The organism is Curtobacterium sp. MCBD17_030, assembly GCF_003224255.1.
Classification (GTDB): domain Bacteria; phylum Actinomycetota; class Actinomycetes; order Actinomycetales; family Microbacteriaceae; genus Curtobacterium.
Genome location: NZ_QKLI01000002.1, coordinates 145,246 through 170,725 on the forward strand (window position 1 = coordinate 145,246; position 25,480 = coordinate 170,725).

Annotated in this window: 19 protein-coding genes, 1 tRNA gene and 1 other RNA gene; 15 read left to right on the plus strand and 6 right to left on the minus strand. The window is 71.3% G+C overall.

The window, feature by feature from the left end; genetic code table 11:
• Positions 1-291: 291 nt before the first annotated feature.
• From DEI89_RS03480 to rplL, 4 genes are all read left to right on the plus strand, one after another.
• The gene (locus DEI89_RS03480; RefSeq protein WP_181421472.1) at positions 292-1,032 is read left to right on the plus strand and encodes a response regulator transcription factor; all 741 of its coding nucleotides are present in this window, start codon (positions 292-294) and stop codon (positions 1,030-1,032) included.
• A 14-nt stretch (positions 1,033-1,046) separates the two neighbouring features.
• Positions 1,047-2,639 (plus strand): cell wall metabolism sensor histidine kinase WalK, encoded by a 1,593-nt coding sequence (locus DEI89_RS03485; RefSeq protein ID WP_110902649.1) that lies wholly within the window; start codon positions 1,047-1,049, stop codon positions 2,637-2,639.
• A 299-nt stretch (positions 2,640-2,938) separates the two neighbouring features.
• Positions 2,939-3,454 carry a 50S ribosomal protein L10 gene (gene rplJ / locus DEI89_RS03490; protein ID WP_110902650.1) on the plus strand — a complete coding sequence of 172 codons (516 nt, stop codon included), beginning with the start codon at positions 2,939-2,941 and terminating at the stop codon, positions 3,452-3,454.
• A gap of 51 nt (positions 3,455-3,505) precedes the next feature.
• Complete coding sequence (gene rplL / locus DEI89_RS03495) at positions 3,506-3,889, plus strand: 50S ribosomal protein L7/L12 (RefSeq protein WP_110902651.1); 384 nt, start codon at positions 3,506-3,508, stop codon at positions 3,887-3,889.
• Between the two features lie 159 nt (positions 3,890-4,048).
• Here the strand turns inward: rplL and DEI89_RS03500 are convergent, their stop codons facing one another.
• Together DEI89_RS03500 and DEI89_RS03505 are read right to left on the minus strand one after the other, a co-directional pair.
• Positions 4,049-4,849: a hypothetical protein gene (locus tag DEI89_RS03500; protein ID WP_146236664.1), complete on the minus strand. Its 801-nt coding sequence runs from the start codon at positions 4,847-4,849 to the stop codon at positions 4,049-4,051.
• Positions 4,850-5,158: 309 nt separating this feature from the next.
• Positions 5,159-6,571 (minus strand): APC family permease, encoded by a 1,413-nt coding sequence (locus DEI89_RS03505; protein WP_110902653.1) that lies wholly within the window; start codon positions 6,569-6,571, stop codon positions 5,159-5,161.
• 210 nt (positions 6,572-6,781) lie between these two features.
• Between DEI89_RS03505 and DEI89_RS03510 the strand changes: the two genes are divergently transcribed.
• The 5 genes from DEI89_RS03510 (at position 6,782) to DEI89_RS03530 (ending at position 13,548) form a co-directional block, all read left to right on the plus strand.
• Positions 6,782-8,680 carry an ABC transporter ATP-binding protein gene (locus DEI89_RS03510; RefSeq protein WP_110902654.1) on the plus strand — a complete coding sequence of 633 codons (1,899 nt, stop codon included), beginning with the start codon at positions 6,782-6,784 and terminating at the stop codon, positions 8,678-8,680.
• A gap of 152 nt (positions 8,681-8,832) precedes the next feature.
• Positions 8,833-10,197, plus strand: coding sequence for a cystathionine beta-synthase (locus DEI89_RS03515; protein WP_110902655.1), 1,365 nt, complete (start codon positions 8,833-8,835; stop codon positions 10,195-10,197).
• A 195-nt stretch (positions 10,198-10,392) separates the two neighbouring features.
• Complete coding sequence (locus DEI89_RS03520; protein WP_110902656.1) at positions 10,393-11,538, plus strand: cystathionine gamma-synthase; 1,146 nt, start codon at positions 10,393-10,395, stop codon at positions 11,536-11,538.
• Positions 11,539-11,558: 20 nt separating this feature from the next.
• Positions 11,559-12,944, plus strand: a complete 1,386-nt coding sequence (locus DEI89_RS03525) for an MFS transporter (RefSeq protein WP_110902657.1) — start codon at positions 11,559-11,561, stop codon at positions 12,942-12,944.
• 28 nt (positions 12,945-12,972) lie between these two features.
• The gene (locus tag DEI89_RS03530; RefSeq protein WP_181421473.1) at positions 12,973-13,548 is read left to right on the plus strand and encodes a substrate-binding domain-containing protein; all 576 of its coding nucleotides are present in this window, start codon (positions 12,973-12,975) and stop codon (positions 13,546-13,548) included.
• A gap of 6 nt (positions 13,549-13,554) precedes the next feature.
• On the opposite strand, the gene DEI89_RS03535 is transcribed toward DEI89_RS03530, so the two are convergent.
• Entirely contained in the window at positions 13,555-14,136 is a 582-nt protein-coding gene (locus DEI89_RS03535; RefSeq protein WP_110902659.1) for a TetR/AcrR family transcriptional regulator, read from the minus strand.
• A 281-nt stretch (positions 14,137-14,417) separates the two neighbouring features.
• Between DEI89_RS03535 and DEI89_RS03540 the strand changes: the two genes are divergently transcribed.
• Positions 14,418-15,674, plus strand: coding sequence for a multidrug effflux MFS transporter (locus tag DEI89_RS03540; RefSeq protein WP_258366449.1), 1,257 nt, complete (start codon positions 14,418-14,420; stop codon positions 15,672-15,674).
• A gap of 274 nt (positions 15,675-15,948) precedes the next feature.
• Here DEI89_RS03540 and DEI89_RS03550 read toward each other — a convergent pair whose 3' ends face one another.
• Positions 15,949-16,590, minus strand: coding sequence for a hypothetical protein (locus tag DEI89_RS03550; protein WP_110902661.1), 642 nt, complete (start codon positions 16,588-16,590; stop codon positions 15,949-15,951).
• 450 nt (positions 16,591-17,040) lie between these two features.
• Positions 17,041-17,125: transfer RNA gene (locus tag DEI89_RS03555), tRNA-Ser, on the minus strand.
• Positions 17,126-17,305: 180 nt separating this feature from the next.
• Here DEI89_RS03555 and pta point away from each other — a divergent pair.
• Both pta and DEI89_RS03565 read left to right on the plus strand, forming a co-directional pair.
• Positions 17,306-19,480 (plus strand): phosphate acetyltransferase, encoded by a 2,175-nt coding sequence (pta, locus tag DEI89_RS03560; RefSeq protein WP_110902763.1) that lies wholly within the window; start codon positions 17,306-17,308, stop codon positions 19,478-19,480.
• Positions 19,477-20,673, plus strand: a complete 1,197-nt coding sequence (locus DEI89_RS03565; protein ID WP_110902662.1) for an acetate/propionate family kinase — start codon at positions 19,477-19,479, stop codon at positions 20,671-20,673. Before pta ends, DEI89_RS03565 begins: the two co-directional genes overlap by 4 nt.
• A 107-nt stretch (positions 20,674-20,780) precedes the next feature.
• Here DEI89_RS03565 and DEI89_RS03570 read toward each other — a convergent pair whose 3' ends face one another.
• Complete coding sequence (locus DEI89_RS03570) at positions 20,781-21,455, minus strand: SDR family oxidoreductase (RefSeq protein WP_110902663.1); 675 nt, start codon at positions 21,453-21,455, stop codon at positions 20,781-20,783.
• A 37-nt stretch (positions 21,456-21,492) separates the two neighbouring features.
• On the opposite strand from DEI89_RS03570, the gene ffs reads away from it, so the two are divergent.
• The 3 genes from ffs to recR all read left to right on the plus strand — a co-directional run bounded on the left by ffs (position 21,493) and on the right by recR (position 25,460).
• An RNA gene (gene ffs / locus DEI89_RS03575) (signal recognition particle sRNA small type) lies at positions 21,493-21,589 on the plus strand.
• 344 nt (positions 21,590-21,933) lie between these two features.
• A complete protein-coding gene (locus tag DEI89_RS03580; protein WP_375537763.1) occupies positions 21,934-24,861 on the plus strand; it encodes a DNA polymerase III subunit gamma and tau in 2,928 nt (975 codons plus the stop codon).
• The gene (gene recR / locus DEI89_RS03585; protein ID WP_110902665.1) at positions 24,861-25,460 is read left to right on the plus strand and encodes a recombination mediator RecR; all 600 of its coding nucleotides are present in this window, start codon (positions 24,861-24,863) and stop codon (positions 25,458-25,460) included. The genes DEI89_RS03580 and recR overlap by 1 nt, the downstream gene beginning before the upstream one ends.
• Positions 25,461-25,480 lie beyond the last annotated feature (20 nt).

Sequence of the window (25,480 nt, forward strand, 5' to 3'; positions counted from 1 at the left end):
GAGCACCGGTCGCGCGGATCGCGCGGCGGGGGCCGACGAGGAGAACCTAGGAAGCGCCGCCAAGGGCACCCCTTCGGTCCGCTATGAGGACGCCATGGAGGTCAGGACGCGTCGCCGTGGGTCCGCCGGAGGTGCTCCGCGTACCCGCCGGGCGTCCGGCCGTGGAACCGGCCGCTCGTGCTCGCGCCGTGCGCCTGGCTGATCACGACCCCTCTCACTGCGAGTTCGATGCACAGGGCGCACTGGGACGGGCCACAGACGGCTCATAGGAATCTCTCGATACTCGAAGACGTGACCATCTCCCAGCCCTCCGCACCCCCGCGTCTCACACGTGCCGACGGTTCCCCGTTGCGCATCCTGGTCGTCGACGACGAAGCCAGCCTCACCGACCTGCTCTCGATGGCGCTCCGCTACGAGGGCTGGGACGTCCGCAGCGCGAACGGCGGCCAGGACGCCCTCACCAAGGCCCGCGAGTTCCGCCCCGACGCGATGGTGCTCGACGTGATGATGCCGGACCTCGACGGACTGCAGGTCCTCAGCCGACTGCGGCAGAACAACGACGACACCCCGGTGCTGTTCCTCACCGCCAAGGACTCCGTCGAGGACCGCGTCACCGGGCTCACCGCCGGCGGCGACGACTACGTCACCAAGCCGTTCTCCCTCGAAGAGGTCGTCGCGCGCCTCCGAGGGCTCATCCGTCGCTCGCAGATCTCCGTCAGCGAGGCCGGGGACTCCCGCATCGTCGTCGGGGACCTGGTGCTCGACGAGGAGTCGTACGAGGTGACCCGCGCCGGCCGCGCCGTCGAGTTGACCGCCACCGAGTTCGAGCTGCTCCGCTTCCTCATGCGCAACCCGCGCCGCGTCCTGTCGAAGGCGCAGATCCTCGACCGGGTGTGGTCGTACGACTTCGGTGGCAAGTCCTCCGTCGTCGAGATCTACATCTCGTACCTGCGCAAGAAGATCGACGTCGGCGAGGAGCCGATGATCCACACCGTGCGTGGCGTCGGCTACGTCATCAAGCCCACCGCCTGACGCCGGGCGCCCTCATGACCCTCCGTCGCCGGCTCGTCCTGAGCATCGTCGCCCTCGTCGTCGCCGTCAGCGCGGTGATCGGGGGCGGCAGCATCGTCGCGCTGTTCTCCATCCAACGCTCGGCGATCGACGAGCAGTTGCAGTACGCGACGAACCGAGCGCAGCGGTCGGTCGAGCAGCAGGGGCCGAACGGGCCGGGGTCGGAGTTCGGTCGTCCGTCGGGCCAGGCGGCCGGGACGCTCACGGTCTACGTCGTCGACGGCAACGTGGTCGCGGGGAGCCTGCTCGACAACTCCGGCAAGGTCGACCAGCTGTCGAGCGCGGTCGTCCGGCCACTGAGCGGGCTCCGTGTCGACGGGCGCCCGCACACGATCGCCCTCGGTTCCGACGTCGGGCGCTACCGGGTCACGGCGGCCGCTGTCGGGCCCGCGGTCCTCGTCGTCGGCCTGCCCCTCGCCCCGGTGTACGAGAGTGTGTGGAAGCTGTTCGGGGTGGTGCTCGTGGTCACCGGGCTCGCCCTCCTCGCCGCTTCCCTGGTCGCGGCCGCCGCGGTCCGACGAGCGCTCCGGCCACTCGACCGCGTCGCCGAGACCGCTTCCACCGTCGCCCGGATGCCGCTCGACCGCAGCAACGCCCTCGACGGCGTCCGTGTCCCCGACGCCGACCCCGCGACCGAGGTCGGCCGGGTCGGCACCGCGTTCAACCGGATGCTCGGGCACATCGGCAACGCCATGCAGGCCCGGGAGCGGTCCGAGCAGAAGGTCCGGCAGTTCGTCGCGGATGCCTCCCACGAGCTCCGGACGCCCCTGGCATCGATCCGCGGGTACGCCGAACTCACCCGACGGATGGGTGCCGACCTGCCGCCGGACGTCGTCTACGCGATGAGCCGGGTCGAGTCGGAGTCCGTCCGGATGACCTCGATGGTCGAGGACCTGCTGCTGCTCGCCCGCCTCGACGAGGGCCGCGAGATCCAGTTCGCCGACGTCGACCTGACCGGTCTCGTGCTCGACGCCGTGAACGACGCCCACGCTGCCTCGCCGGACCACCCGATCGAGGTCGACCTGCCGTCCGAACCCGTCGAGGTCGTCGGCGACGCCGCACGCCTGCACCAGGTGATCGTCAACCTCGTCACCAACGCCCGGACCCACACGCCCGACGGCACGCGGATCACGGTCGGCATCGCGCCGGCGTCGGACGGCGGTGTCGACCTCACCGTCCGCGACGACGGGCAGGGGATCGACCCCGAGTTCCTGCCGAAGCTCTTCGAGCGGTTCGCCCGCGCCGACAGCTCGCGGTCGCGGACCGCGGGGTCGACGGGACTCGGACTCGCGATCGTCGACGCCGTCGTGCAGGCGCACGGCGGGCGGGTCAGCGTGGCGAGCGAGCCGGGGGACACGGTGTTCACGGTGCACCTGCCGGAGCGCGGCGCGGAGACGGCTGGTGCTGGTGGTGCTGCTGCTGGCGCAGGTGTGACCGATGCGGGTACGGCCGGTGCAGCGGTCGGCTCCGCGGCATCGGACGCGTCGGACTCCGCGGCATCGGACGCGTCGGACTCCGCGGCATCGGGCGCGTCGGACGCGTGGGCCGAGGTGCCGGGGCGTTCCTGACCGGACCGGCGGGGCGGAGGTGGGGCGGGCCTCCAGGCTGGACCCGAGGTTCCGGAACGCGCCCGGGCTGTGGTACCGTTCTGTTCAGCCAAAGACCGCTGGTCGTCGCTGCCGTGCTCACGCATGGACAGTGACCGAAGGTCCTCGTCACGAGGCAGCCCGCGCAGGTGTTCAGAACCACTCCCACACATCGTGCGGGAGCAGCTCCGAGCCTCTGCGCCGGAGCTTTTTTCGTGTGCGGGTTGTGTTCACCACAGCCATGGGACCCGGGGCTGCCAGCAAGAACCCCAAGGAGAACCATGGCGAACAAGGAAGCTGCGGTCGCCGAGCTCACGGAGTCCTTCCGTAGCTCGAACGCCGTTCTGCTCACCGAGTACCGCGGTCTCACGGTCGCGCAGCTCAAGGAGCTCCGCAACTCGATCCGTGAGCACGCCACGTACGCCGTGGTGAAGAACACGCTGACCAAGATCGCGGCCAACGAGGCAGGCATCACGTCGTTCGACGACGAGCTCGCCGGTCCGTCCGCTCTCGCCTTCGTCCACGGTGACACCGTCGCCGTCGCGAAGTCGCTGCGTGCATTCGCCAAGGCGAACCCCGAGCTCGTGGTGAAGGGTGGTTACTTCGACGGTAACCCGCTCTCCGCGACCGAGGTGGACAAGCTCGCCGACCTCGAGTCCCGCGAAGTGCTGCTCGGCAAGCTCGCCGGCGCCTTCAAGGCCTCGCTGTTCGGTGCTGCGTACCTGTTCAACGCACCCCTCTCGCAGGCCGTCCGCACGGTGGACGCCCTCCGCGAGAAGCAGGAGTCCGCGGCCTGACCAGGCACGCGTTCCACAACCACATCACGTACTGAGTAGTAGGAGAAAATCATGGCGAAGCTTTCGCAGGACGAGCTCATCGAGGCCTTCAAGGAGCTCACGCTCATCGAGCTCTCGGACTTCGTGAAGAAGTTCGAAGAGGTCTTCGAGGTCACCGCTGCTGCCCCCGTCGCGGTCGCCGCGGCCGGTGGCGCTGCTGCCCCCGCCGAGGAGGTCGAGGAGAAGACCGAATTCGACGTCGTGCTCAAGTCGGCCGGTGACAAGAAGATCCAGGTCATCAAGGAGGTCCGTGGCCTCACGTCGCTCGGCCTGGGCGAGGCCAAGGCGCTCGTCGAGACCGCTGACGCGAAGATCCTCGAAGGTGCGAACAAGGAAGCTGCCGACAAGGCGAAGGCTGCCCTCGAGGCCGTCGGCGCCACCGTCGAGCTCGTCTGAGTCCGACCTTCTGGTCACGAAGGCCGCTGCCCCTCGGGGCGGCGGCCTTCGTCGTGTGCGGGCCGCGGGCGGGCCGGGGGCGGCGACTTTTCGCGCTGAGCGACACGGTTCGCGGCCGGACCCGCGAACCGTGTCGCTGAGCGCGAAAAGTCCCACCGCTCACAGCCGGACACCGTGCGCCCGGAAGAGTGCTCGCAGGCGGTCTGGCTCGACGAGATGCCACCAGGTCACGCGGATGACCGCTCGGACCTTCGGCCGAGACCGGATCCGGTCTTCCCGGACTTTCTCGCGCCAGAGCACCTCCGCCGGGTCCGACGTGCCGATCATCGTCGGATCGCGGTACTTCTGCTTCCCGTCGAACTCGACCACGAGTCCCCGGCTCGGGAGCCAGAAGTCGAGGCGATCACGTCGCCCGTCAGGCAGGACGAACTCGTGCTGCGGGATCGTCGCCGGCGCTCCGATCTCGACCAGACGGATCGCCGTGAACGACTCCCCGGGTGACTCGTGTCGCTCGTCGAGCGCGGACAGGACGAGCTGAGCACGGGCTGAGCCGCGGGCCGGACCGAGGGGGAGCTCCTCGGCGAGACGGGATGGCTCGATGACCCGTGCTCGGACCGCGGCGTCGACGGCGACTGCTGCGACGTGCACCGGCGCACTGACGATGAGCGCGACAGCCGTGGGGACCGGAGCCGTCACCGGTACGCCGTCGAGTCGCACGGGGTCCACTGCGGGGAGCGGACCCGCGTGCCGCACCAGGCCGGCTCGGTGCACGGTCGTGGTGCGGCGGTCATCGATGACGTGCACGCGTTCTGGCGCTGGCCCGATCAACGGCCAGCCAAGAGCGAGGGCAGCCGTGACGTGCGAGAAACCCGTTCCCTCCTCCAGCTCGGGAGCCACCGCACGAGCCCGGGCGAGGTGCCGTCCGGTCTCCTCGAGCGCCTCCCACTCTCCGCGGGGCATGTACACGCCCTGCCGGATCAGGACGACGTCGCCAGACCGGTGCGCTCGCTGCGTTGCTCTCGCGGCACTGCGATCGGCCATGTCGGTTCGGAGGAGGTGCGGTCGCTTCCGGTGGTGCTCCATGGCCCATCGTGTGGTTCCGGATCGCTCCGTCGGTCTCGCCATGCTCGCGCTGTGGACGGCGGCCCGTGGTGGCGCCACTGTGGAGGACGAGTACGTTTCGCGCCCAGCGACACCGTTCGGGCTCCTGAGCGCGAGTGGTGTCGCTGGGCGCGAAACTCGGGCCAGGGCGGCCGCGGGCCAGGGCCGCTACGCGAGCGTGCTGTGGCGGCGGCCGTAGGCCACGTAGAGCACGGCGCCGGCGACCATCCAGATGCCGAACGCGATCCACGTCCCCGAGCCCAGTGTCACCGCCAGGAACAGGCAGAACAGGACTCCGAGCACCGGCACCACGGGGAAGAACGGCACGCGGTACGACCGTTCCAGGTCCGGCTGGGTCCGACGGAGCACGATCACCGAGACGTTCACGAGGGCGAACGCGATGAGGGTGCCGATGCTGGTCGCGTCGGCGAGCTCCCCGAGGGGGAGGAGCGCCGACACGATCGTGACCACGATGCCGACGATGAGCGTGTTCGCGATCGGGGTCCCGGTGCGCGGGGACACCCGGCCGAACACCTTCGGCACGAGACCGTCACGCGCCATGGTGAGCAGGATGCGGGTCTGGCCGTAGAGCACGGTGAGGACGACACTGGCGATCGCGATGACGGCACCGACCGAGAACACGAGCGCGACGACGGGCAGCCCGGTGACGTCGACGACGATGCGGACGAGTGAGGCCTCGTCGGCCGAGAACGACGTCCACGACCGCGCGCCGATCGCCGCGACGGCCACCAGGATGTACAGCGCGGTGATGAGCGCGATCGACCCGATGATGGCGCGCGGCAGGTCGCGGCGGGGGTCCTTCGCCTCTTCGCCGGCGGTTGATGCGGCGTCGAACCCGATGTACGAGAAGAACAGCCGAGAGGCCGCCGCGCTGACGCCCGCCGCGCCCATCGGGGCGAGCGGTTCGAAGTTCCCGACCCGGAACGCCGAGAACGCCACGATGACGAAGAACACCAGCAGCGCGATCTTCACGAGCACCATCAGCGTGTTCACCCAGGCGCTCTCCTTCGCCCCGGGCAGCAGGATCAGCATCGCGACGAGGACGAGCGCGGCCGCCGGCAGGTTGACCACCCCGCCGTCACCCGGAGGCGCGGACAGCGCGGTCGGCAGGTGCAGTCCGAAGACGCGCAGGGTCTCGTCGACGTACTCGCTGGCACCGACGGCGACGGCGGCGACGGACACCGCGTACTCGAGGACCAGGCACCACCCGCAGACCCAGGCGATGCCCTCGCCCATCGTCGCGTACGTGTAGGAGTAGCTCGACCCGGAGGTGGGGACGGCACCGGCCATCTCCGCGTAGGACAGTGCCGAGAGCAGCGCAGCGACGCCGGCGAGGACGAAGGAGATCCAGACGGCGGGCCCGGCGAGTGGCACGGCGGTGCCGAGGACGACCAGGATGCCGGTGCCGAGGGTCGCGCCGACGCTGATCATGGTCAGGTGCCACACCCCCAGGGTCCGGCGGAGCGGCTGTCCGTCGACCCCCTCCGCCGCCTCTGCGCGGAGCTGCTCCACGGGCTTCCGCCGGAGGAGCTGACGGGCGAGTGACGGCGCGGACGACATGGGACCTCACGGGAGCGCTGGCGGGGGACGGGTCATCGTCCCACGGCCCCCGGACGGGGTCCAAACCGGACGCGTCCGGTCCTCCACGCGGGAGGCCCGGATCACCTCCGTCCACAGCCGTCGGCGAACGCGTCGGGCCGGGTCGGTGGGCGGGCGTACATTCATGCGAGGACGACGCCGCGAGGCGTGGAGAGGGTGTCGATGAGTCAGATGGGCGCCGTCGCCGGTGGCGGCGGGATGCGTGGTGGTGGGCCGGGCGGCGGGCACGGCCGCAGCCGGATCTCCAGTGGGGACCCGGACGCGCAGCGTGCCGCGAACGCGGAAGCGCCCCGGATCCCGCACCTGCTCCGGCGCATCGCGGCGCTCTTCGTCCCGCACCGTCGCTCGATCAGCCTGACCGTCGTCCTCGTCCTCGTCGGGGCCGCGGTCTCGGTGATCCCGCCCCTCCTGACCCAGCAGGCCTTCGACCGCGGGTTGTTCCCGCCCGGCGGACGTCCGGACGTGCCGGTCCTCGCCGAACTGGTCGGCGGCATGATCGGGCTGTGGATCCTCAGCGCCGGCATCGGCGTCTGGCAGACCTACCTGACCGCGACGGTCGGCAACAGGGTCATGGGCGCCATGCGGATGCGGCTGTTCGGGCACCTGCAGCGCATGGAGCTGGCGTTCTTCACCCGGACCAAGACCGGCGTGATCCAGAGCCGGTTGCAGAACGACGTCGGCGGCGTCGCGAGCGTGCTGAACAACACGATCTCGTCGGTGCTCGGCAACACCGTCACGGTCATCGCGGCCGTCGTCGCGATGTTGCTGCTGAGTTGGCAGATGACCCTCGTGGCCGTTGTGCTCCTCCCGCTGCTCGTGATCGCGCAGCGCAAGGTGGGCAAGGTCCGCGCACGCATCGCCGCGCAGACCCAGGAGTCGCTGTCGGACATGACGACGATCACGCAGGAGACCCTGAGCGTGTCGGGGATCCTGCTCGCGAAGAGCTTCAACCAGCAGCGCAGCGAGATCCACCGCTACGGCGACGAGAACCGCAACCAGATCGGGCTGCAGGTCCGCCAGCAGATGTCCGGTCAGTGGTTCTTCGCGATCGTGCAGATCTTCCTGTCCATCATCCCCGCGGTGATCTACCTGGTGGCCGCGTACCTCATCGAAGGCGGCATCCCGATCACCGCCGGCACGATCGTGGCGTTCACGACCGTGCAGTCCCGGCTGCTGTTCCCGACGGTCGGCCTGCTCCGGGTCGTCCTCGACCTGCAGACCTCCGGCGCGCTGTTCGCCCGCATCTTCGAGTACTTCGACCTCGAGCCCGCGATCACGGACGCCCCCACGGCGAAGCCCGTCGACGAGCGTCGGGTCGGGCACGTGGCCTTCGACGACGTCTCGTTCGCCTACCCGGACGGCGAGCCGGACAAGCCGACCCTGCGCGGCGTCTCGTTCGAGTTGCAGCCGGGGCAGTTCGCGGCCTTCGTCGGACCCTCGGGCGCGGGCAAGACCACGATCTCGTACCTGGTCCCGCGGCTGTACGAGGCGACGGCGGGCTCCGTCCGGTTCGCCGGGCAGGACGTCCGCGACATCGTGCACGAGGACCTCATGGCGCACATCGGCATCGTCAGCCAGGAGACCTACCTGTTCCACTCGTCGATCGGCGACAACCTGCGGTACGCCAAGCCCGACGCGACGGACGCCGAGCTGGAGCGTGCGGCGCGGGCGGCGAACATCCACGAGACGATCGCGTCGTTCCCGGACGGCTACGACACGATCGTCGGGGAGCGGGGGTACCGGCTCTCCGGCGGCGAGAAGCAGCGGATCGCGATCGCCCGGGTGCTGCTCAAGGACCCGCCGGTCCTCGTGCTCGACGAGGCGACGAGTGCGCTCGACTCGATCTCGGAGCGTGTCGTACAGGCGGCGCTGGACACCGCGGCCCGCGGGCGGACGACCATCTCGATCGCGCACCGGCTGTCGACCATCCGTGATGCCGACGTCGTCTTCGTCCTCGACCACGGCCAGATCATCGAGCAGGGGACGCACGACGAACTCCTCGCGCTCGGTGGCACGTACTCGACGCTGCACGAGCAGCAGAGCGACCCGGTCGTGACCGCCCGGAGCTGACGCGGCGGCTGACCGGCGGCCCACCTGGCGTGCAGACCGGCGGCAGACCGCGGCCGACCACCGGTGCCCGATCGGAGCGGCGCCAGGTGTGCCCTGGCTGAGCATCCGTCGCCGGAGGACGCACAGCGGAACCGCCCGCCTAGACTCGTCGGGTGCGTTACGCGAACTCCGTCGTCGACCTCGTCGGCGACACCCCGCTGGTCAAGCTGAACCGGGTCACCGCCGGGCTCCGGGCGACCGTCCTGGTCAAGGTCGAGTACTTCAACCCGGGCGGCTCCGCGAAGGACCGCATCGCGACGCGGATCATCGACGCTGCCGAAGCGTCCGGTGACCTGCGCCCCGGCGGCACGATCGTCGAACCGACCTCGGGCAACACCGGTGTCGGCCTCGCCCTGGTCGCCCAGCAGCGCGGGTACCGCTGCGTGTTCGTGCTCCCCGACAAGGTCGGCGAGGACAAGCGGAACGTCCTGACCGCCTACGGCGCCGAGATCGTCGTCACCCCGACCGCCGTCGCTCCCGAGGACCCGGAGTCCTACTACTCCGTGTCCGATCGCCTGGTGCGCGAGATCCCCGGCGCCTACAAGCCGAACCAGTACGCCAACCCGAACGGCCCCCGCAGCCACTACGAGACCACGGGTCCCGAGATCTGGCGCGACACCGAAGGGCAGCTCACCCACTTCGTCGCGGGTGTCGGTACCGGTGGCACGATCTCCGGCACCGGTCGGTTCCTCAAGGAAGCCTCCGACGGACGCGTCCGGATCGTCGGCGCCGACCCCGAGGGCTCCGTCTACTCCGGCGGCACCGGCCGTCCGTACCTCGTCGAGGGCGTCGGCGAGGACTTCTGGCCGCCCGCGTACGACGCCGGCGTGCCGGACGAGATCATCGCCGTCTCGGACGCCGACTCGTTCGCCATGACGCGGCGCCTCGCCCGTGAAGAGGGACTGCTCGTCGGCGGGTCGAGTGGCATGGCCGTGGTCGCCGCGCTCCGTGCCGCCGAGTCGCTGTCCGAGGACGACGTCGTCGTGGTCCTGCTGCCCGACGGGGGACGCGGCTACCTCGGCAAGATCTTCAACGACCGGTGGATGCGGTCCTACGGTTTCGCGGAGACCGACGACGAGCGCTCCGTGGGGGACCTGATCGCCGGCAAGGACGGCCGCCTGCCCGATCTCGTGCACGCGCACCCGTCAGACACCATCCGCGACGTGATCGACATCATGACGAAGTACGGCGTCTCGCAGATGCCCGTCCTCAGCGCCGAACCTCCCGTCGTGATGGGCGAGGTCGTCGGCGCGATCGAGGAGAAGGCCCTGCTCGAGCAGGTCTTCACCGGAGCCGCGGCCATGGCCGACGCTCTGTCCCCGTTCGTCGGCGACCCGCTGCCCCTGATCGGCATCGGCGAGTCCGTGTCCGCAGCCCGTCGCGCCCTCGAAGGGGCCGACGCCCTGCTCGTCGTCGGCGACGGCAAGCCGGTCACGGTCCTCACCCGCCACGACCTCCTCACCTACCTGTCCGAGTGACGGCCGCCGCCGCGAACGCCGCCCAGACGGCGACGGCATGACGGCAGCAAGCACGACGGCAGCCCGCACGACAGCAGCAAGCACGACCGCAGCCCGCACGACAGCCGCCCGCAGGGCCGCAGCACCGCACCACGCTGCCCACCCGCACCGCCCCACCCAGACCGCACCGAGCCTCCAGGAAGGGGCACCCACGACATGACCGAGTTCAGCACCCGCGCCATCCACGCCGGCCAGGAGCCCGACGGCCCCACCGGCGCCGTCATCCCGCCCCTGTACCTGACGTCGACCTACGTGCAGGACGGCATCGGCGGGCTGCGGGGCGGCTACGAGTACTCCCGCTCCGGCAACCCGACGCGGGACTCGCTGCAGACCCTGCTGGCCGACCTGGACGGCGGCGTCGCGGCGTACTCGTTCTCGTCCGGCCTGGCGGGGGAGGACGCCCTGCTCCGCGCCTACCTGGAGCCGGGCGCCAGGATCGTGATGGGCAACGACGTCTACGGCGGCACCCACCGCCTGGCGAACCGCCTGCACGTGCCGTGGGGCATCGACCTCGTCACGGTGGAGATGAGCGAGCCGGACCGTGTCCGTGCCGCGCTCGCCGACAGCCCGGCGAAGACCGTGCTGTGGGTGGAGACCCCGACGAACCCGCTCATGAAGATCGCGGACATCGAGACCCTCGCCGCCATCGGACACGAGGCCGGTGCACTCGTCGTCGTCGACAACACCTTCGCGTCGCCGGCCCTGCAGCAGCCGCTGTCGCTCGGTGCCGACGTCGTCGTGTACTCGACGACGAAGTACCTCGGCGGGCACTCGGACGTCGTCGGCGGCGCTGTCGTGCTGCGTGACCAGGAGCTCGCGGACAAGGTGCAGTTCGTGCAGTTCGGCGGCGGCGCGATCTCGTCCCCGTTCGACGCCTGGCTGACGATCCGGGGCATCAAGACCCTCAGCGTCCGCATGGAACGGCACTCCGCGAACGCCCAGACCGTCGCCGAGGCGCTGCTCGCCCACCCGGCCGTCGAGCACGTCTACTACCCGGGCCTGCCGGAGCACCCGGGACACGACGTCGCGGCCAAGCAGATGCGCGGCTTCGGCGGCATGCTGTCGGTGGCACTCGCCGGTGGCCCCGAGGCGGCGAAGCGGTTCGCCGAGTCGACCGAGTTGTTCGCGCTGGCGGAGTCGCTCGGCGGCGTGGAGTCGCTCATCGGGTACCCGAGCGAGATGACGCACGCCTCGGTCAAGGGCACCGAGCTCGCCGTCCCGGAGAACGTCGTCCGCCTGTCGGTCGGCATCGAGGACGCCGGTGACCTCGTCGCGGACGTGCAGCAGGCACTCGAGCGCTGACCCCGTCCTACGATGAACGGGTGACCTCCACGACGGCGCCGCGGCCGAGCCTCTTCGAGCGCCGGCACCTCGTCGCCACCGTGGGCATGGTCGCGATCGTGGCGGTCTCGGCGTTCCAGAACCTTGCGATGACGACGATCATGCCGGTGATCGCCGCCGACCTGGACGGCGAGGCGCTGTACTCCCTGAGCTTCGCGGCACCGCTCGCGGCCGGCGTGCCGGGCATGGTCCTGGCGGGCAACTGGACCGACCGGGCGGGCGGCCGGGTGGTCGCATGGGTGTCCGCCGCGCTGTTCGCGCTCGGCACCGCCATCGTGATGCTCGCCCCGACGATGCCGGTGTTCCTCGCCGGGCGTCTGGTCGAGGGCTTCGGCGCGGGCGCGATCGACGTGGTCCTCTACGTGCTGGTCGCGCGGGTCTTCCCCGCGGAACTGCACGGGGCGGTGTTCGCCGGGTTCGCGGCCGCGTGGGTCGTGCCGGCACTGATCGGTCCGGCGCTGGCGGGCATCGTGACCGACGCGTTCGGTTGGCACTGGGTCTTCGCGGGTGCCCTCGGCATCGCGGTGGTCGCGTTCGCGTGCCTGGTTCCGACGCTCCGCCGCCTGCACCCACCCGTCCTGGAGGCCCGCCCGCCATGGCACCGCGGGCGCATCGGGTGGTCGGTCGCCGCCGCTGCCGCGGTGCTGCTGCTCAACCTGGCCCCGGACCTGCCCGTCCCGGTCCGGGTCGCCGCGGTGCTGGTCGGGCTCGTCGGCGCCTGGTCTGCGCTGCGCCCACTGCTGCCCAGGGGCACCTTCACCGGCGGGCCCGGCCTGCCGTCGGTGGTCCTGCTCCGCGGGGTCCTGGCTGCCGGGTTCTTCGGCAGCGAGGCCTACGTCCCGTTCCTGCTCCAAGCGCAGCACGGACTGAGCGCCTCGGCTGCCGGACTCGCCCTGACCGTGGCGGCACTGAGCTGGGCGTCGGCGAGTTGGGCGCACGGACGTCTCGGCGAGAGCCGGCTGCCCGCCGCCCGTGCGTTCGGCGCGGGTCTCGGGCTGGTCCTGGTCAGCCTGCTGTCGGCGCTCGCGGTGGCGCTGTTCGACCTGCCCGCCTGGGTGCTCGTTGCCGGGTGGTTCGTCGGCGGCGCGGGGATGGGAGTCGCCTACCCGCGGACCTCGATGCTCACGCTCCGGTTCTCGCGCGAGGGCGACGACGGGTTCGCGAGCTCAGCGCTGACGATCGCGGATGCGTCGGGGAGCGTCGTCGGGCTCGCGGTGGCCGGGCTGCTGTTCACGGGCGCCGGTGGTCGGGACGAGCCCCTCGCGTTCACACTGGTGTTCGTGGCGATGACCCTGATCGCCCTCGTGGGGCTCGTCGCCGTCCGACGACTCGGCGCGGTCCCGCCGCCGCCGCGGCCGGGCGGGTAGCGTGGCAGACCCGGAACGAGGAGGAACCGTGCGCCGCACCGCCGCTGCCGTCCTGACCGTCGCACTCACGGCGACGACGGTCGCGCTCGCCGGGTGCACGGGCACGACCACGGCCGCACCGACCCCGGTCCGGAGCACCGACCTGACGAGTTCCGACGGCGGTTTCGCGAAGAACGCGGTGATCGGTGTGGTGCTGACCGGCGACGCGGCGACACCCGGTGACTCCGAGGACGGTCGCTCGCTCGCGACCCGATTCCACGAGGAACTGACCGAGGCCGGGTTCCGGCCGGACGTCCGCGTCGCGGGAGCCGATCAGGCCGCGCGCCAACGTTCGGCCGTCCGTGACCTGGTGCGGACCGGGGCGAAGGCGCTGCTCGTCCGCGCCGCGGACCCGTCCTCGCTCCGGACCGAACTCCGCACCGCACACGACGCGGGCGTGGTCGTGGTCGCGCTGGACGGGGCGCTGCCGTCCTCCGGCGGCGGCAACGACGGAGTGTCCTCGGACTACCGCGTCGATGGCGGCGACTCGGACGCGCAGCTGGTCAGCCGGGCTGTGGACATGGTGACGTCGCTGCAGCGTGGCGAGGAACCGTCGACGGAGTAGGGGTCGTCAGCTCCACCAGGCCGGGAACGACCGGGTGATCGTCTCGACCAGCGCCTTCCGCGACCGCCGCGGGCCGCCGAGCCACGCCTCGATGGCGCCGACGAAGCCCTGCGCCACGAAGCCCGCGGCGACCTCGTCGATGATCTCCGGCTTCGCACGCGGGTCGAGCTCTCGGATGTGCATCGTGCTCGACACCGTGAAGTGGTCGACGAGCAGGCGGTGCAGCGAGGCGTCCGCCGGGTCGGGGAGCGCGAGCGCGTAGATCGCGCGATGTGCCGTCACGTGGTCGACGACGGCGTCGATGCCGCGACGGGTGATGGCGGCGAGGTCGTCCGGTCCGGCACCGTGCTCGACGGCGACCCGACGGGCGACGGCGTCGTCCTCGCGGATCCGGTCGAGTTCCGGGGTCAGGACGTCGGCGAGCAACGAGCCGGGGGAGACGGCGTGCGAGTAGAACGTCGCGCGGTTGATCCCGGCGGCACGGGTGACGTCGGCGACCGTGATCTGCGAGACCGGACGGTCGGCGGCGAGGCGCAGGACGGCTTCGCGGAGCGCGGCCGTGGTGTGCAGGATCCGAGCGTCGACCATGACGCTCCTCCCATCTCGATCTGTCCCGCGACGTTGCGCGGTCGGGAGTCCGACGGTACCGCACCGTCCGGCCCGAGCACGCGTCCGCCGCACCGGCGTCGAGGACGGAGGGCGGGCCTCCCGGCGGCGTCGCGGTGGGACCACGCGGGGCCGGTACGAGGAGCGCGGAGCATCGGATCGACGCTTGTCCGCCGTCCGGACGAACCCGTACCATGGTGGAACGGACCGAATCGATTCGAGCGGCCGATCCCACTCTCTCGTCCCCCTCGGAGGATCCCCTCGTGTCCGCGCCCGCGACCACCGGTTCCCAGAAGACCATCCTGCACCCCGGCGATTCCCTGACCCGTGCCCAGCGCCTGGTCTACGTCTTCGTGCTCGGCGCGCTCACCGCGCTCGGGCCGTTCACCATCGACCTGTACCTGCCGGCGTTCCCGTCGCTCGAGCGTGACCTCGGCATCTCCGAGGGAGCCGTCCAGCTCACCCTGACGGCCACGACCATCGGCTTCGCGATCGGCCAGCTGCTCGTCGGGCCCTGGAGTGACAAGGTCGGCCGTCGACTGCCGCTCATCATCGCGACCAGCGTGCACGTCGCCGCCTCGATCTGCGCCGCCCTCGCGCCGAACGTCGAGGTCCTCGCCGTGTTCCGCGTGCTGCAGGGCATGGGGGCCGCGGCCGGCGGTGTCGTCGCGATGGCGACCGTTCGCGACCTGTTCGGCGGCAAGCCGCTCGTCCGGATGCTCTCGCGCCTGGCGATGGTGAACGGCCTGGCCCCGATCCTGGCGCCGCTCATCGGATCGCAGATGCTGCGGTTCGTCTCGTGGCGCGGCATCTTCGTGTTCCTCGCCTGCTACGGCACCGCCGTCGTGATCGCGTCGATCCTGCTCATCGTCGAGACCCTGCCGAAGGAGCGTCGCCAGGAGGCCGGGCACTCCACCATCGGGCAGCGGTACCGGGCGCTCTTCTCGGACCGGATCTTCGTCGGCGTCGCCCTGATCGGTGCGATGGTGTTCAGCGGGTTGTTCTCGTACCTCAGCGCGTCCCCGTTCCTGTTCCAGGGCGTGTTCGGGCTCGATCCGCAGCAGTACGGGCTGCTGTTCGCGGTGAACTCGGTCGGCGTCGTCCTGGGCGTGCAGGTCTCGTCGCGGCTGGCGCAGCGGGTCGGCCCGCAGTGGATCCTGGCCTGTTCTACGGCGACGCTGTTCCTGGCGGCCGTGGCCATCGTCGTCCTCGACCAGCTCGGGGCCGGGCTCATCGGCGTCCTCATCCCGCTGTGGTTCTACATCGCCGCCTGCGGGTTCTCGTTCCCGCTCGTGCAGGTGATCGGACTCGCGTCCCACGGCAAGGAAGCCGGGACCGCCGCCTCGCTGCTCGGCGCCCTGAACTTCGGCGTGGCCGGGATCATCTCCCCGGTCGTGGGGCTGCTCGGCATCTCGACCGCCACGCCGATGGCGCTGGTGATGGGGTGCACCGCGGCCGTCGCGGTCCTGGTGCTGTGGTTCGTGGTGCGGCCGAGGACCGTGCCGGCGCTGACGCACTGACCCGGGCGTCCGCCGGGTCCGACGGTGGGTGGCACGGCGGCGCGGGCGCTCGCGGCAGCGCTTCGCCTGGACGGGAGGCTCCGCCTGCCTCCGACGCCGCGTGCGGTCTCCGAGACTGGTTCATCTGACACCGGTTCGTCCGACACCGGTTCATCCGACACCGGTTCGTCCGACACCGGTTCGTCTGACACCGGTTCGTCTGACACCGGTTCGTCTGACACCGGTTCGTCTGACACCGGTTCGTCCGACACCGGTTCGTCTGGCGCCGTGCTGTTCAGCGGCGCGCGAGGCCCACGGCTTCGGCCACCAGCAGACCGGCGACCGCGAGCGCGGTCACACCCCCGACGAACACGTACGCGCGGGGCTGCTCGTACCAGGCACGGATGCCGGGCCAGCGTCGGGTGAACTCCCGCGTCGACATCGGTCGGGGGAGCTGGGTGGTGCGGACGTCGAGCGTGTCGACCAGGCGGTCGATGCCGTCGTCGCCCCAGACCTCACCGCGCATCCGGAAGAGGGTGTCGCCGTTCGCGTCGAAGGCCACGAGTTCCCGGCTGGTGCGGTCGACCGCGGGTCCGTGGGTGGCGGCCAGCACCACCTCGTGCACCTGCGAGCGGAACCAGGAGCGCCGCGGGCTGAGGACGCCTCGGATCGCGACCCGCTCCGGGTCGACGGCCACGAACGACGACCGGAGGCGCAGGAACACGGTGAGGACGGCGACGGTGAAGATCCCGACCACCGCGCTGACGACGAGCCAGGGGCCGTTCGGCACGGCCACCCAGACGACGGCGACGGCGATCGGGACGGCCGAGAACCCCATGCTCAGTGCCGTCGAACGCACGAGGGCGGCGCGCGGTCGGATGACCACGTCTGCGGTGCTGGTGTCGAGCGGTGTCGCTCGCGCCGTCGTTGCCCCCACGGCAGGCCTCCTCGTCCCCGAACTGCGCCGGATCGCCCGACAGCCGGCCCCGCATGCCGGGGCTCGACTGCGCGAGCGACGATCGCGCCGGGCACGACTCGTCGCCGTTCCCGTGACGGCGCCTGTGCCGTCCGATGCTGGTGAGCCGACCGGGTCCCTCCGGCGTGCTCGGTCCGGTCAGCATAGGGGAGAGACGGCCCTCGGAACAGGCCGGATGCCGCTTTGCGGACGGTGCCCAGCGGACGGGGGGCGTGGCGGTCCGTCGGCTGGGGGACCAGCGGTGGGCGGGCCTCCCGGCCGGACGGAAGCGACCGGATCAGCGGCGCGAGCGGAGCGGTGCCGCGGCCTGGACGACGGCACTGCCCGGACCACGGCACTGACCGGACGACGGCACTGCCGAGACGACGGAACCCCCGCAGCTGATGCTGCGGGGGTTCCGGTCTCGCTCTGCGGAGGATGGGGGATTCGAACCCCCGAGGGCTTGCACCCAACACGCTTTCCAAGCGTGCGCCATAGGCCACTAGGCGAATCCTCCGAGCCACCACCTCGCGGTGACGACACCCCATGGTACAGGTCCGAAGGGGTGCTCACGACCACCCGTCCGACCGCCCGTCGAGACCACGCGCCCGACCACCCGTCCGACCACCGGCCGCGACCGCCGCCGCTCACGGGTGCCCCGGAGGTCCGTGTCGACGCGAGGTCTATCCTGGGGAGGGTGTCGACCCGCATCTACATCACGTCAGCAGAAGGACACACCGGGAAGAGCACCGTCGCCCTCGGGGTGCTCGAGACGCTCGCCCGCACCGTCGGACGCGTCGGCGTCTTCCGACCGGTCGCGCGGTCCGTCGCCGAACCCGACTACGTCCTCGAGCTCCTGCTCCAGCACACCGCCGTCGAGATCCCGTACGACGACGCCGTCGGGGTGACCTACGACGACGTGCACGCCGACCCGGACGCGGCCCTGGCGACCATCATCACGCGCTTCGGCCAGGTCGAGCGACGCTGCGACGCGGTCGTCGTCCTCGGCTCGGACTACACCGACGTCGGCAGCCCGACCGAGTTGTCCTTCAACGCGAAGGTCGCCGCGAACCTCGGGGCCCCGGTGCTCCTGGTGCTCGGCGGTCGTGACTCGGCCGAGCGCGCGCCCCGCACCGCGGACGACATGGCCCAGGTCGCCGACGTCACCACGAGCGAACTCCGCGCAGAGCACGCCCAGCTCCTCGGTGTCGTGGTGAACCGTGCCGACCCGGATGCCCTCGGCCCGATCGTCGCGAGCGTCACCGCAGCGGTGCACGACCACCACCCCGACGCCCCGGTCTGGGCGATCCCGGAGGACGCTGTCCTCGTCGCCCCGACCGTCCGGGCGCTCCTGGCGGCGACTGGGGCCACCCTGGTCCGCGGTGACGACGCCCTGTTGGACCGGGAGGCCCTGGGCACCGTGGTCGCCGGCATGAGCATGGAGAACGTCCTGCCGCGCCTCATCGAGGGCGGCATCGTCGTCGTCCCCGGCGACCGCAACGACGTCCTCATCGCCACGCTGCTCGCCAACGAGTCGGAGACGTTCCCGAGCATCGCTGGTGTCATCCTCAACGGCGGCTTCGAGACGGCGCCGCAGATCTCCCGCCTGCTCGAGGGGCTGTCGAGTTCCCTGCCGATCGCGCAGAGCGACCTCGGCACGTACGACACGGCGCTCCGCATCACCCAGACGCGCGGCCGCCTCGCCGCGGACTCGCCCCGGAAGGCCGAGCTGGCGCTGGCACTGTTCGAACGGCACGTGGACGCCGAGGCGCTGCTCGCCCGACTCCAGCTGACGCCGTCCGGAGTGGTGACGCCGCTGATGTTCGAGCACGGCCTGATCGACCGGGCGCGCGAGCACCGGAAGCACATCGTCCTGCCCGAAGGTGACGACGACCGCATCCTCCGGGCAGCGTCCACACTGCTGCAGCGGCAGGTGTGCGACCTGACGATCCTCGGCGACCCGGCCGCCATCCGGGCACGGGCGACCGAGCTCGGGCTCGACCTCGACGCTGCGCAGCTGCTCTCCCCGTTCGACCCCGACCTGCGGGAGCGCTTCGCGCAGGAGTACACGGCCCTCCGTGCCCACAAGGGCATGAGCGTCGAGCTCGCCCGCGACACCGTCACCGACGTGTCGTACTTCGGCACGCTCATGGTGCAACTCGGCTTGGCCGACGGCATGGTGTCCGGCGCGAAGCACACCACCGCGCACACCATCCGGCCGTCGTTCGAGATCATCAAGACGCGGCCGGACACCTCCATCGTGTCGAGCGTGTTCCTGATGGCACTGGCCGACCGGGTCCTGGTCTACGGCGACTGCGCCGTGATCCCGGACCCCACCAGCGAGCAGCTCGCCGACATCGCGATCTCGTCCGCCGAGACCGCGACCCAGTTCGGCATCGAACCGCGGGTCGCGATGCTCAGCTACTCGACCGGCGACAGCGGTTCGGGGGCGGACGTCGAGAAGGTCCGCGCCGGCACCGCGTTCGTCCGCGAGCGCCGGCCCGACCTACCCGTCGAGGGGCCGATCCAGTACGACGCCGCCGCCGACCCGACGGTCGCGAGCACGAAGATGCCGGGGTCCCCGGTGGCGGGGCAGGCGACCGTGTTCATCTTCCCCGACCTCAACACCGGCAACAACACCTACAAGGCCGTGCAGCGCTCGGCCGGTGCGGTCGCGATCGGGCCGGTCCTGCAGGGGCTGCGCAAGCCGATCAACGACCTGTCCCGCGGTGCCCTGGTCAGCGACATCGTGAACACCGTCGCCATCACCGCGATCCAGGCGGGCACCGCAGCGCCGACCGCCGCAGCGCCGACCGCCGCAGCGTCGACCGCTGCCGTCCCGACCGCCCGAACAGAAAGCGACCCCTCGTGAGTGCAGCACTCGTCGTCAACTCCGGCTCGAGCTCGTTCAAGTACCAGCTCATCGAACTCGACGACGAGAGCACCCTCGCGTCCGGGCTCGTCGAACGGATCGGCGAGTCCAAGGGGTCCTGGAAGCACACGAACGTGCTGACGGGGGAGACGTCGTCGAACGACAGCGCCGAGGTCCCGGACCACGCCGCGGGTTTCCAGGCGATGATCGACGCGTTCGGCAAGGTCGGGCCGTCCTTCGACGAGCACCCCCCGGCGGTCGTCGGACACCGCGTCGTGCACGGCGGCACCCGCTTCGACGCCGCCACGGTCGTCACCGACGAGGTCGAGCAGCAGATCGACGACCTGTCCAGCCTGGCCCCGCTGCACAACCCGGCCAACCTCGAGGGCATCCGGGCCGCGAAGCAGGTGTTCTCGGACGTCCCGAACGTCGCCGTCTTCGACACCGCGTTCCACCAGACGATGCCGCCGCACGCGTACACCTACGCGATCCCCGCCGACCTGGCCGAGCGGTACCAGATCCGCCGGTACGGCATGCACGGCACGAGCCACAAGTACGTGTCCGAGCAGGCCGCGGTCTTCCTCGACCGGCCGCTGTCCGAGCTGAAGACGATCGTCCTGCACCTCGGCAACGGCGCGTCCGCCGCAGCCGTCGACGGCGGGAGGTCGATCGAGACGTCGATGGGGCTCACGCCGCTCGAGGGGCTCGTGATGGGCACCCGCTCCGGCGACCTCGACCCGGCCGTCCTCATCCACCTGCACCGCGAGGCCGGCCTGTCCTTCGAGGACCTCGACACCATGCTCAACAAGCAGTCCGGCCTGCTCGGCCTCACCGGCAGCGGCGACATGCGGGACGTGCAGGACGCCGCGACGAAGGGCGACGAGACGGCAGAGGCGGCGCTCGCCGTGTACCGCCACCGGATCCGCCGCTACGTGGGCGCGTACACCGCGCAGCTCGGCGGGCTCGACGCCGTCGTGTTCACGGCGGGCGTGGGGGAGAACAACGCGCTGCTCCGCCGTCGCGTGCTCGCCGGGCTCGAGCACCTGGGCATCGAGATCGACCCGGACCGCAACGAGCTGCACTCGAAGGAAGCCCGTCGCATCTCGACGGACGCCTCCCGCGTCGCGGTCCTCGTGATCCCGACCGACGAGGAGCTCGAGATCGCACGGCAGTCGGCTGCCGCCGCGCTCTGACCAGCGTCGCGTCCAGGGTGACGCCCTGACGGACGGGAGGCCCGCCACCGGTCCGGTGGTGGGCCTCCCGTCCGTCACCGGCCAGTCCCGACAGCGGGGCCCGTCCGTCAGCCGAGCGCGTGCAGCGCTGCCGGGATCGGCGTGTCGCCGCTGGTGACCTCGAACTGCCGACCCACGGCCGAGTCGTCCAGCAGCGCGTGCAGGACCACGGCCGCCACGTCCGCGCGGGGGATCGACCCACGGGGGACCGTGCTGCCGACCGTCACCGTGCCCTGCGGTGGCGTGTCGAGGAGGGCGCCGGGGCGGACGATCGTCCACTGGAACCGGCGCATCCGGACGTTCGCGTCCGCCTCGGCCTTCGCGCGGAGGTAGACCTGGAACACGTCGTCCTCGTTCTGCGCGGGCAGCTTCGCACGTTCGGGATCGTAGGCGTCGGCACCCATCGCCGAGATCATCACGAACCGCTCGATGTCCAGACGCACCGCGGCCTCGGCGAGCAGCACGGCGGCGTCCCGATCCACCGAGAGCTTCCGCTCGGCACCGCTGTTCGGCCCGGCGCCCGCGGCGAACACCACCGCGTCCACCCCGCGGAGCCGGAGCGCCAGTTCCTCCTCACTGAGCTGCTCCAGGTCGGCGACGAGAGCTCGCGCACCCGTCTGCTCGACGTCGGAGACGTGCGCGGGGTTCCGGACGATGCCGATGGCGTCGTGACCGGCGTCGGTGATCAGGCGTTCGAGGATCAGGGCGATCTGGCCGTGTCCCCCTGCGATGGCGATCTTCATGGGTTCGATGCTGCTCCTTCCGTCCGGTAGAGTGTTCAGCGGCTCCTCACGTGACGCCATCCAGGCCAACTCCCCCAGGGCGGAAACGCAGCAAGGGTAACCGGGCTCTGGCGGGTGCGTGAGGGGTCTTCTTTCGTTTTCGGGTGAGATGAGCGCAGGGCAACCGGGGCTGTGTTGGTTGCGTGCGTGAGGGGTCTTCTTTCGTTTTCGGGTGAGATGAGCGCAGGGCAACCGGGGCTGTGTTGGTTGCGTGCGTGAGGGGTCTTCTTTCGTTTTCGGGTGAGATGAGCGCAGGGCAACCGGGGCTGTGTTGGTTGCGTGCGTACGGGGTCTTCTTTCGTTTTCGGGTGAGATGAGCGCAGGGCAACCGGGGCTGTGTTGGTTGCGTGCGTGCGGGGTCTTCTTCGTTTCCGGCCCGGACTTCATGCCCTGTGGAGAGCGGTGTCGAGGTGTCGGCGGTCCCGACTACCCTGGTCGCGTGGTCACCGCCCTGTATCGCCGTTACCGGCCCGAGAACTTCGCCGAGCTGATCGGGCAGTCGCAGGTGACGGACCCGCTCCGCACCGCACTCCGGACCAACCGCGTCAACCACGCGTACCTGTTCAGCGGCCCCCGCGGCTGCGGCAAGACGACCTCGGCACGCATCCTCGCGCGCTGCCTGAACTGTGCCGAGGGCCCGACCGACACCCCGTGCGGCGTCTGCCCCAGCTGTGTCGAACTCGCCCGCGGCGGCAGCGGGTCCCTCGACGTGATCGAGATCGACGCCGCCAGCCACAACGGCGTCGACGATGCGCGTGACCTCCGGGACCGCGCCGTCTTCGCCCCCGCGCGCGACCGCTACAAGATCTTCATCCTCGACGAGGCCCACATGGTCACGCCGCAGGGCTTCAACGCCCTGCTCAAGCTCGTCGAAGAGCCGCCGGAGCACGTCAAGTTCATCTTCGCGACCACCGAGCCCGAGAAGGTCATCGGCACCATCCGGTCGCGGACCCACCACTACCCGTTCCGCCTGGTCCCGCCCGCCACGATGCTCGAGTACATCGAGCAGCTCTGCGCGCAGGAGTCCGTCTCGGTCGCACCTGGCGTGTTGCCGCTCGTGGTCCGGGCCGGTGGCGGCTCCGTGCGTGACACCCTCTCGCTGCTCGACCAGCTGATGGCCGGCAGCGAGGACGGCGCGATCGCGTACGAGCGAGCCGTCGCCCTGCTCGGGTACACCGACGCCGCCCTGCTGGACGACGTGGTCGACGCGCTCGCCGTGGCCGACCCGGCGTCGGCGTTCTCGGCGATCGACCGCGTGGTGCAGACCGGGCAGGACCCGCGGCGCTTCGTCGAGGACCTGCTCGAACGACTGCGCGACCTGATCGTCGTCGCGGCGACGAACGAGAGCGCCGGAGCGGTGCTGCGCGGCATCTCGCCGGAAGAGCTCGACACGATGTCACGGCAGGCCGGGGTGTTCGGCGCCACCGCGCTGTCCCGTGGTGCGGACATCGCGAACCGTGCCCTCACCGAGATGACCGGCGCGACCTCGCCACGTCTGCACCTCGAACTCATGGTCGCCCGCATGCTCGTGCCCGAGGCGGACGACACCCAGCGCGGTGCCCTCGCTCGCGTCGAGCGACTCGAGCGGCGCGTCGGTGTCGGCGATGCCGGGGGACACCAGGCGCCGCCGGAGACGCTGCCGACGGCGGTGCCGGCCGCTGCATCGACCCCGGTGCCGTCCGGTGCATCGACCCCGGTGCCGTCCGGTGCATCGACCCCGGTGCCGTCCGCAGCGCCGCCTGTCCGGACGGCTCCGTCGAGTGCCGCCCCGGTCGGCACCGCGCCGACTGCCGCGCCCGCTGCCTCCACGGCGTCTGCTGCTCCCGAGACCCCGGCCGCACACACCGAAGGTCCCGGCGAAGCCGCGCGGGACGCCGCAGCTTCCTGGGCAGCAGCCGTCCCGTCGAACGCCTCCGCAGCCCGGGCCGAGCCCGCAGCACCGGCTGAACCCGCTGCGGGCGCCGAGCCGGCTGCCGGCGCCGAGCCGGAGGGGCAGGCCTCGCCGTCCTCCACCGGCGTCGGCACCGTCATCGGCGCCGAGCCCGCGGTCCGCTCCGTCACCCCGGTCGGCCTGCAGCAGATGCGGGACACCTGGCCGCAGATCGTCGAGCACGTCCAGCGCGCCAAGCGGTCGGCGTGGGCGGTCGTCGCGACGGCGCAGGTCACCGCGCTCAAGGACGACGTCCTGACCCTGACGTTCCCGAGCCAACAGGACGTCGCCTCCTTCAAGGAGATGAGCGGGCCGGACACCAGCGTCAGCGAACACCTCCGGAGCGCGATCACGGACCTGCTCGGCTTCCGGGTGAAGTTCGTGGCGCGTGGGCCGGGCGCTGCCGGTGCCCGCCCGGCGCAGCAAACCCCGACGCAGCAAACCCCGACGCAGCAAACCCCGACGCAGCAAAGCCTGACGCAGCAGGCACCCGTTCAGCAGGCAGCTCCACCGGCGCCGTCGACGGGGAGCGCCTCGACCCAGCAGCAGGTTGAGCAGCCGAAGCAGGACCGGCCGCAGGGTCCGACGCCGCAGGAGGCGGTGGCGCAGACGAGCACGGTGTCCGACGCAACGGCGCGGCCACGGTCTGACCGCGCGCAGTCGTCGCAGCCGTCCGCATCGGACGGTCCGTCGTCGGAGCGGACCGGGCCGCCCACGGCTGCTCCGTCGCAGGCCGCGGCCGAGCGATCTGCGTCCGAGCGACGGGCCCCGGAGCGACCCGCTCTCGAGCGACCGGCAGCCGAGCAGCCTGCGACCCAGGACTCCGGCCCCGTGACCGAGTGGGCCGTTGCGACGATCCCGGCCTCGGACCCGACCACCGGTGCGGTGCCCGAGGACGTCGTCCCCGCCTGGGGTGCCCCCTTCGGCGTCGTGCCGTCGGACGCCACGGTCGCGCCGGCCGGACCGGCCGAACCGGTCGAGCCGGCCGCGCCCACCTCGCCTGCCGGGACCACCTCGCCGCCCGAGCCGTCCCAGTCGACGACCGGGGCGACATCCGGTGGCCGCGATCGGGCTGCAGCGACGACGGCTGTGTCCGCCGCGCCTTCCGGTCCGGCCGACGGCATCCCGGTGGACGACTACCCGCTGGACGACGAGCCGTTCGACGACGGCGCTCCGTTCCCGGACCCAGACCACGGCCGGTCCGCACGGGCGACCCGCGCGCCGTCGCGGGCGACGACTCCGCAGCGGAGCGCCCCGACGCAGCAGGCGACGGGGCAGCAGCCTCGCCAGGCGCAGCAGGAGCAGACGCAGCAGGCACCTGGGCAGTCCGGCGCGCGCCGTGCTCCCGTCCCCGGGCGCTACGGCGAGGCGGTGGTGCGTGAGATCCTCGGCGCCCAGTTCATCGAGGAGACGTCACTGACCGAGGGGACGATCTGATGTACGACGGCATCGTGCAGGACCTCATCGACGAGTTCGGACGCCTGCCCGGCATCGGTCCGAAGTCGGCGCAGCGGATCGCGTTCCACATCCTCCAGACGGAGTCGTTCGACCCGAGCCGGCTGTCCGAGCTCCTGGCGGACGTCAAGGAGCGCGTCCGCTTCTGCGAGATCTGCGGCAACGTCACCGAGAACGTGCAGTGCAGCATCTGCCGTGACCCCCGTCGCTCCCCGGCGACGATCTGCGTCGTCGAGGAGGCGAAGGACGTCGCCGCCATCGAGCGCACCCGCGAGTTCCGCGGGCTGTACCACGTGCTCGGCGGTGCGATCAGCCCGATCGACGGCATCGGACCGGACGACCTCCGGATCCAGCAACTCATGGTGCGGCTCGCCGACGGCACGGTGGACGAGGTCATCATCGCCACGGACCCGAACCTGGAGGGCGAAGCGACCGCGACCTACCTCAGCCGGTTGCTCGTGCCGATGGGCATCCGCACGACCCGTCTGGCGTCGGGGCTGCCGGTCGGCGGCGACCTGGAGTACGCCGACGAGGTCACGCTCGGCCGGGCGTTCGAAGGCCGCCGGGTCGTCGGCGGCTGAGCGGACCGCATCCGGACCGT

Coding starts and splice junctions, on each gene's coding strand:
- DEI89_RS03485 (WP_110902649.1), top strand. CDS start 1,047: ATGACCCTCCGTCGCCGGCTCGTCCTGAGCATCGTCGCCCTCGTCGTC.
- rplJ (WP_110902650.1), top strand. CDS start 2,939: ATGGCGAACAAGGAAGCTGCGGTCGCCGAGCTCACGGAGTCCTTCCGT.
- rplL (WP_110902651.1), top strand. CDS start 3,506: ATGGCGAAGCTTTCGCAGGACGAGCTCATCGAGGCCTTCAAGGAGCTC.
- DEI89_RS03500 (WP_146236664.1), bottom strand. CDS start 4,849: ATGCCCCGCGGAGAGTGGGAGGCGCTCGAGGAGACCGGACGGCACCTC.
- DEI89_RS03505 (WP_110902653.1), bottom strand. CDS start 6,571: ATGTCGTCCGCGCCGTCACTCGCCCGTCAGCTCCTCCGGCGGAAGCCC.
- DEI89_RS03510 (WP_110902654.1), top strand. CDS start 6,782: ATGGGCGCCGTCGCCGGTGGCGGCGGGATGCGTGGTGGTGGGCCGGGC.
- DEI89_RS03520 (WP_110902656.1), top strand. CDS start 10,393: ATGACCGAGTTCAGCACCCGCGCCATCCACGCCGGCCAGGAGCCCGAC.
- DEI89_RS03535 (WP_110902659.1), bottom strand. CDS start 14,136: ATGGTCGACGCTCGGATCCTGCACACCACGGCCGCGCTCCGCGAAGCC.
- DEI89_RS03570 (WP_110902663.1), bottom strand. CDS start 21,455: ATGAAGATCGCCATCGCAGGGGGACACGGCCAGATCGCCCTGATCCTC.
- recR (WP_110902665.1), top strand. CDS start 24,861: ATGTACGACGGCATCGTGCAGGACCTCATCGACGAGTTCGGACGCCTG.